Raw genomic sequence first — 6,962 nt, forward strand, 5'->3', positions numbered from 1 at the left:
AGCATTGCCGCCGGTCGTCGACACCGCAATGACGCGCGGCCGCGTAAATGGCAAAAAGATGTCGGCAAAGGGATGTGCCGCAGAAATCGTTGATGCCATTGCGACAAACGCGCCTGAGGCGAATGTCGGCATGGTGAAGCTGCTTCGGCTTGTGTATTCGATATCGCCCGCACTTGCCCAGCGGATCATGATCAGATTCTGATTGTCAGCGATACCGCATCGCACTGCGGACCAACGGATTTCAAGCTGTCTGAGAAAATATGGTGGTGCCCCAGGCCCGACTCGAACGGGCACTCCTTTCGGAACAGGATTTTGAATCCAGCGCGTCTACCATTCCACCACTGGGGCACATCTTCGTCAGGGCGAACCTGTTGAAGCGGAGGCTCCTCTAACCGAGCCTCCGCCCCGATGCAAGCGCATCCTTATTTCTTAAGTTCCTTAGCGAGTGTCTTCAGCGTCGCTTTGCCATAAGGCGCCTTGAATCCGCCAATCCCGGCAACATCGACTCCGGTCTGACGATAGACCGCACGCATATGGCTGAAGGTTTTGAACCCGTCTGCGCCGTGATAATTGCCCATGCCCGACGGCCCGACTCCACCAAAGGGCAGATCTTCCATCGCATTGTGGAAGACGACGTCGTTGATCGTTACGCCGCCAGAGACGGTCCGCGACAACACACGTTCTTCTTCCGCCTTGTCCGTTCCGAAATAATATAGGCCAAGCGGACGATCATGTGCATTCACATAATCAATCGCCTCATCCATCGATGAATAGGTCATGACGGGCAGAATCGGTCCGAAGATTTCTTCCTGCATCACCTTCATGTCGTCGGTGACATTGCGGACAATCGTCAGCGGCATTTTGTTGCCGTTTGATCCGACAAAATCTTCGTCCGCAGGGTTGATTTCGATGAGTTCAGCGCCCTTTTCACGCGCATCGTCCAGATAGCCCTGAAGCCGCTCATAATTTCGGCCGTTCACAACCGATGTATAATCATCATTGTGCAGCAAAGTGGGATATTGCGCGATTGCGCCAGCCTTCACCGCCGCGATGACATCATGCTCTTGGTCGTCGGGCACCATCAAATAATCGGGCGCGAGGCAGATTTGGCCCGCGTTCATCATCTTGCCCAGGGCAATACGCTCGCCAGCCTTTTTCGTGTCGGCGCTTCGGCCAATGATGGTCGGTGATTTGCCGCCAAGCTCAAGCGTCACGGGCACGAGATTGTCCGCTGCGGCGCGCATGATATGCTTGCCCACGCCCGTCGCGCCGGTGAATATCATATGGTCGAATGCCAGCTTTGAAAACGCCATGCCAACTTCAGCGCCGCCTGTGAAAACGGCCATTTCCTCTTCAGCGAAATATTTTGGCACGAGCTCTTCGAACAATGCCGACACGCGCTCGGTGAATTCCGACGGCTTGATCATCGCGCGGTTACCCGCGGCGAGAATACCCGCCATCGGGACCATCACCATACCAACGGGGAAGTTCCATGGCGCAACAACGCCGACAACGCCCTTTGGCTGGTAAACGACTTCAGCCTTGGCACCGAGCAGACCTAGCGGGAACGTTGGCTTGCGCTTTTCACCTTTGGCCCAGCTTTCAAAATGCTTCTTGGCATGCTTCATCGCGCTCACAGACGGCATGATGTCGGTCAGCAGCGTTTGTTCGCGGCTACGATGACCAAAATCAGCAGAAACGGCCTTTGCAAAATCCTCCGCATGATCGATCAACATCGCAATCGCGCGGTCGATACGGTCGCGGCGGACCGACATCGATTCTGGCATAGCTGCGGTAAATGCTGCGCGCTGCTTTTCGAGCACAGTCTGCATATTTGCGGTCATTCTCTCTCTCCATTTAACCAGTTGATGAATTGCTAGCGTGAAGCGTTGCAAATGAAAACCATTTTGGCGTATCGACATGTTCAACATGCAAAAAGCATGACGCGTATATTGGAGAGAACATGATCGAGCCCGGTAAAAAGTGGACGCCACCTGCGGGTTGGCCCGTCATGACGCGAGATCAGGTAAAGGCTGCATTATGTGCACCTGGCATGCCGTTCGAAATGGAAATGGCCGAGATTGAAGGAGTGCCAACGCGCGTCTGGAAAAACGCACTACCCAATCTCGCGGTACTGGCCGCGCACGCCAATGCATCATTCGGTGACCGCGAATTTGTGGTGTATGAGGATGAGCGCGTCACGTACGCAGCTTGGCACCGCGCGGTGGCGACCCTCGCGCATGCGCTGCAAGCATGCGGCGTAAAAAAGGGCGACCGCGTTGCCCTCGCCATGCGCAACCTGCCTGAATGGCCAGTCGCCTTTTTTGCAGCCGCAGTGACAGGCGCGATTGTTGTGCCGTTAAATGCATGGTGGACGGGTGAAGAGCTTGCCTTTGGTTTGGCCGATTCGGGTGCAGCGGTTCTGATCTGCGACGCGGAACGTTGGGACCGCATATCGCCCTATAAAGCAGAGATGCCTGCGCTCGCGCATGTCATGGTCGCGCGCGCGGGTACAGCGACAATGGCGGAGCCCGCCATCACGCTCGAAAGCATCATTGGCGGTCCAAAAAGCTACGCCGATTTGGCTGACCTGCCGTTGCCTGATGTGGCGATTGCGCCAGATGACGCGGCCACCATTTTCTACACCAGCGGGACGACCGGCAAGCCAAAGGGCGCCTTGGGTTCGCACCGCAACCTGCTGACCAATGGCTTTTCCAGCGCCTATTCTGGCGCTGCGACTGTATTGCGCCGGGGTGATCCTTTGCCCGAACCAACCATAAGGGCGAGCCTGCTTGTCATTCCGATGTTCCATGTCACCGCTTGTTCGGCGTCCATGATCCCCACGATTCAAGCAGGGCACAAGATCGTGTTCCTCCACAAATGGGATACCGTGAAGGCATTCGAGATTATCGAACGTGAAAAAATCAACGCCACGGGCGGCGTGCCGTTCATCGCTTGGCAGTTAATCGAGCACCCCGACCGTGAGAAATATGACCTCAGCTCTATCGACGCGATAAGCTATGGCGGTGCACCGTCCGCGCCAGAGCTCGTCAGCAAGATCTACGAAATATTCGGCGCATTCCCGGGCAATGGCTGGGGCATGACCGAAACCATGGCGACGGTTACATCGCATGTTGCCGAAGATTATCTGAATCGCCCCGACAGCTGTGGTCCAGCTGTTGCAGTCTCGGACGTGAAAATCATGTCAGAGGATGGCCAGGTTGAATTGCCTGTTGGCGAAGTCGGTGAATTGTGGGCACGCGGCCCGCAAATCGTCAAAGGCTATTGGAACCGTCCGGACGCCACCGCAGAAACATTTGTCGATGGCTGGGTGCGCACGGGCGATCTTGCCCGCGTCGATGACGAAGGCTTCTGCTTCATCGTTGATCGCGCCAAGGACATGATCATTCGCGGTGGCGAGAACATCTATTCGTCTGAAGTCGAGAATATCTTGTACGAACATCCCGCGGTCACCGATGCCGCACTGATTGGCATTCCGCACCAGACACTCGGCGAAGAACCCGCGGCTGTGGTCCATCTGGCGCCCGGCATGACCGCAAGCGAGGACGAGCTGCGCGAATATGTCAGCGCACGATTGGCAAAATTCAAAGTACCCGTGAAGATCATCTTCACCGAGGATACCCTGCCGCGCAATGCGAATGGCAAAATCCTGAAACGGGATTTGAAAGCCTTGTTCTGACATTCCCAACAGGGCTGATTTACATTTGTTTTTGATAGAGCGTCGACCTATAGGGCGGCAAACCAAAATCAAAGGAATCTCCCATGCATAACGCCGATCCTGTCGTCATCCTGTCCTACGCCCGCACCCCAATGGGGGCCATGCAAGGGGCGTTGGCAGACATTGCAGCCACCGACCTTGGTGCAATTGCCGTTAAGGCAGCAGTTGAACGCGCTGGTGTCGATGGCGCGGCGATTGAGCGCATCTACATGGGCTGCGTGTTGCCAGCGGGCCTCGGCCAAGCGCCTGCACGTCAGGCCGCGATTAAAGCGGGCCTGCCCAAATCTGTGCAAGCAACGACGGTGAACAAGGTTTGCGGTTCGGGCATGCAGACCGTCATCATGGGCAGCGAGGCACTCGCCGCTGGCTCAGTCGATTATGTCATCGCCGGCGGCATGGAAAGCATGACCAACGCGCCCTATTTGCTGAAAAAGCACCGTGGCGGCGCGCGCATCGGTCATGACACCGCCTACGACCATATGTTCCTTGATGGCCTTGAAGACGCATATGAAGCGGGCCGCGCCATGGGCACATTCGCGCAAGACACCGCAGACGATTATAAGCTGACGCGCGAAGGACAGGACGCATACGCCCTTGAATCATTACGCCGCGCACAAAGCGCAATTGCAGATGGCGCGTTTAAGGCGGAAATCGTTCCGGTGACCGTTGCCACACGCAAGGGCGACATCATCGTCGACACCGACGAACAACCCGGCAAAGGCATGCCTGACAAGATTCCAACGCTCAAGCCAGCCTTTGCGAAGGACGGCACGATCACGGCCGCCACCAGTTCGTCGATTTCAGATGGTGCCGCCGCGCTTGTGCTATCGCGCCAATCGGTCGCCGACGCCAATGGGCAAAAGCCGATTGCGCGTATCGTCGCGCATGCGGCGCACGCGCAGGAGCCATCGGCATTCACCACCGCTCCGGTCGGTGCTATCAATAAATGCTTGGCCAAGGCTGGCTGGACCATCGCCGACGTTGACCTATTCGAAGTGAATGAAGCATTTGCCTGCGTCGCGATGTTTGCAATGCACGATCTGGGCATAGCGCATGACAAGATTAACGTTCATGGCGGCGCCACGGCATTGGGCCATCCCATTGGTGCATCGGGTGCGCGGATCATCACCACGTTGGTGGCCGCACTTCAACGCCATGGAAAGAAACGCGGCCTCGCATCGCTGTGCATCGGCGGCGGCGAAGCGACGGCTTTGGCGATCGAGCTTATTTGATCGATATAATTTGCGACCTTTGGGCCGTCGGAGAAATCCGGCGGCCCTTTGTTTTTTGCCGCGCGCAGGTTAAGCATGCGGCATGAATATCGTCTTCCTTCTCTTCGACAATGTCACGCAACTCGATTTCACAGGGCCTGTGCAATTCCTCTCGCGATTGCCGGGCGCGGATGTTCATGTCGTCAGCAAAACGGGCGCGGCGGTTACCACCGATAGCGGCTTTTCCATTCTGCCCAGATCCAGTTTCGCAGACTGCCCGCAGGCGGACATAATCTGCGTTCCGGGCGGCCATGGTGTACGCGATGCGATTGCTGATGCGCAGATCGTCGATTTCGTCCGCACGCAAGCGCGCGGGGCGCAATATATCACCAGCGTGTGCACCGGTGCCTTCATATTGGGCGCGGCCGATTTGCTGCGCGACAAAGAAGCCACATGCCATTGGGCTTACACACATTTGTTGCCGATGTTTGGCGCAACGCATCGCGCCGCGCGCGTGGTCCGCGATGGCAATTTGGTCACCGCAGGCGGCGTCACCTCGGGCATCGACTTCGCGCTTGAACTGATTTCAGACATTGCAGGCGAAGATGTTGCGCGCACCATTCAGCTCGCGCTCGAATATGATCCGGCACCGCCGTTTAGCGGCGGAACGCCGGCAAATGCACCTGATGCGATTCTGTCCAACCTACGCGCGCGCGTCTATGAAAAGGCCGCGACCGAGATGGAAAGCGCCATAAAAAAGATAATTTAACCCGTCAGTTAAATTCCCACTGGACGAAGCCTAATCAAGGGCATAGCCTTTCCGTCGAGGGGGAAAAATATGACAAATAAGCTTTGGTTCGCAGCCGCATTTGCTGGCGCGACATTATTATTGGGTTCTTGCCAAAAAATAGCAGGCCCGACCGATGTGCCCGCATTCGCTAAGATTAACGGTGATTATCTGAAAACCGGCGGTGATGGCTCAAACTGGGCGATGACGGGTTTCAATTATAATGAGCAACGGCACAGCCCGCTTACCCAAATTAACGACAGCAATGTGCAGGATCTGGGCATTGCCTGGTTCGTTGACTTGCCAGATGCGCGCGGGCAGGAAGCAACACCCGTGGTTGTCGACGGCAAAATGTTTGTCTCGACTGCCTGGTCCAAAGTATTCTCTTATGACGCCAAAACCGGCAAACCATTGTGGAGCTTCGATCCCGAAGTCGACAAAGCGCGCGGCGTCAAAGCCTGCTGCGACGTGGTCAACCGCGGCGTTGCGTTCTGGAAAGGCAGCGTTTTTGTCGGAACCATCGACGGACGTTTGATTTCCTTGGACGCCACCACGGGCAAGCAATTGTGGAGTGTCCAAACGCTTGACCTCAAATCCAACGGCACCATCACAGGCGTGCCACGGGTCGTAAAGGACAAGGTGGTTATTGGCTTTGGCGGCGCAGAGTTCGGCGCGCGCGGTTATGTGACCGCATATGACGCCGCGACCGGCAAACAGGCATGGCGTTTTTACACCACGCCCAATCCCAAGGGCGAGCCCGACAATGCCGCGAGCGATAAGATCTTAAAAACAGCGGCAAACAAAACATGGAGTGCCAAACCCAAAAAGGGTGACTGGCGCGAAAGTGGCGGCGGCGGCACCGTTTGGGACGCCATTGTTTATGATGCCGAGCTTGATCAATTGTACCTTGGCGTTGGCAACGGAAATCCGTGGAACCATGGGATTCGTTCCAATGGCGAAGGGGACAATCTGTTCCTGTCATCCATCGTCGCGCTTAAGCCTGACACGGGCGAATATGTCTGGCATTATCAGGAAACGCCAGCCGAAAGCTGGGATTACACCGCGACCCAGCCCATCATATTGGCGACGGAAACCCGCCGCGGCAAAGAACGCAAAGTTCTTTACCACGCGCCGAAGAACGGGTTTTTCTTCACCATTGATCGGCTGAACGGCAAGCTGTTGTCGGCAAACCCGTTCATCGACGGCATCACTTGGGCAACCGGCT

The 6,962-nt window shown here is 56.4% G+C and carries 5 protein-coding genes, 1 tRNA gene and 1 pseudogene; 5 read left to right on the forward strand and 2 right to left on the reverse strand.

From position 1 onward, the window contains the following. Nucleotides 1-202, forward strand: a pseudogene (locus ACIQ0G_RS09290) (short-chain dehydrogenase); the annotation flags it as partial. A gap of 62 nt (nt 203-264) precedes the next feature. On the opposite strand, the gene ACIQ0G_RS09295 reads toward ACIQ0G_RS09290, so the two are convergent. Continuing rightward, nucleotides 265-348 (reverse strand) — tRNA-Leu (locus ACIQ0G_RS09295). Nucleotides 349-422: 74 nt separating this feature from the next. Next, nucleotides 423-1,922 carry a coniferyl aldehyde dehydrogenase gene (locus ACIQ0G_RS09300; RefSeq protein ID WP_397577667.1) on the reverse strand — a complete coding sequence of 500 codons (1,500 nt, stop codon included), beginning with the start codon at nt 1,920-1,922 and terminating at the stop codon, nt 423-425. Nucleotides 1,923-1,963: 41 nt separating this feature from the next. On the opposite strand from ACIQ0G_RS09300, the gene ACIQ0G_RS09305 reads away from it, so the two are divergent. The 4 genes from ACIQ0G_RS09305 to ACIQ0G_RS09320 form a co-directional block, all read left to right on the forward strand. Continuing rightward, on the forward strand, nt 1,964-3,700 hold the full coding sequence (locus ACIQ0G_RS09305) for a class I adenylate-forming enzyme family protein (protein WP_397577668.1): 1,737 nt from the start codon (nt 1,964-1,966) through the stop codon (nt 3,698-3,700). Between the two features lie 83 nt (nt 3,701-3,783). Next, nucleotides 3,784-4,971, forward strand: a complete 1,188-nt coding sequence (locus ACIQ0G_RS09310; protein WP_397577669.1) for an acetyl-CoA C-acyltransferase — start codon at nt 3,784-3,786, stop codon at nt 4,969-4,971. 82 nt (nt 4,972-5,053) lie between these two features. Then, nucleotides 5,054-5,719, forward strand: coding sequence for a DJ-1/PfpI family protein (locus ACIQ0G_RS09315; RefSeq protein WP_397577670.1), 666 nt, complete (start codon nt 5,054-5,056; stop codon nt 5,717-5,719). A 69-nt stretch (nt 5,720-5,788) separates the two neighbouring features. After that, on the forward strand, nt 5,789-6,962 hold a 1,174-nt coding region (locus ACIQ0G_RS09320; RefSeq protein WP_397577671.1), incomplete at its 3' end, for a PQQ-binding-like beta-propeller repeat protein.

The organism is Sphingorhabdus sp. (assembly GCF_044354325.1).
Taxonomy (GTDB): Bacteria; Pseudomonadota; Alphaproteobacteria; order Sphingomonadales; family Sphingomonadaceae; genus Sphingorhabdus_B.

Excerpts from the sequence above, each read along its gene's own strand:
- ACIQ0G_RS09300 (WP_397577667.1), bottom strand. The coding sequence starts at position 1,922 with ATGTCGATACGCCAAAATGGTTTTCATTTGCAACGCTTCACGCTAGCA.
- ACIQ0G_RS09305 (WP_397577668.1), top strand. The coding sequence starts at position 1,964 with ATGATCGAGCCCGGTAAAAAGTGGACGCCACCTGCGGGTTGGCCCGTC.
- ACIQ0G_RS09310 (WP_397577669.1), top strand. The coding sequence starts at position 3,784 with ATGCATAACGCCGATCCTGTCGTCATCCTGTCCTACGCCCGCACCCCA.
- ACIQ0G_RS09315 (WP_397577670.1), top strand. The coding sequence starts at position 5,054 with ATGAATATCGTCTTCCTTCTCTTCGACAATGTCACGCAACTCGATTTC.